1 protein-coding gene is annotated in these 434 nt (G+C 70.3%); it reads right to left on the bottom strand.

Going from position 1 to position 434, the window contains the following annotated elements; genetic code table 11:
- A partial coding sequence (locus RNB18_RS52430) for a response regulator (protein ID WP_311721108.1) occupies window positions 1–277 on the bottom strand: 277 nt, incomplete at its 3' end.
- Window positions 278–434 lie beyond the last annotated feature (157 nt).

Raw genomic sequence — 434 nt, forward strand, 5'->3', positions numbered from 1 at the left:
CCTCCACGTACTGCGAGAGGACCAGGACCCCTGTCCCCGGATACTCCTTCCGCAGCCGCACCGCCGCCCGTACGCCCTCGTCGGTGTGGGTCGGCGGCATCCGCACATCGGCCACCACCACATCGGGCAGTGCCTGCTCCGCGTCGAGGTCCGCCACGGTCTTCAGCAGGGCCTCGGCGTCCCCCACCCCGGCGACCACGTCGTGCCCGAGATCGGTGAGCAGACGGGTGAGACCTTCCCGCAGCAGGACCGAATCCTCGGCGATGACTACCCGCACTCTGTTCTCCACGTGCTCCACGGTGCTGCGCCCCCGCTGTTCTCCGGTGATTCCGCGCTCTCGCGGCTCTGCCTGCTCTGCCTCTTCACGGCCCGCGTCTCCGCGTCCGACACCCTCAGCATCCCAGGCCCGGGGCACGGATGGGGGGCCTGTGGAT

It is taken from the genome of Streptomyces doebereineriae (assembly GCF_031845645.1).
GTDB lineage: Bacteria > Actinomycetota > Actinomycetes > Streptomycetales > Streptomycetaceae > Streptomyces > Streptomyces canus.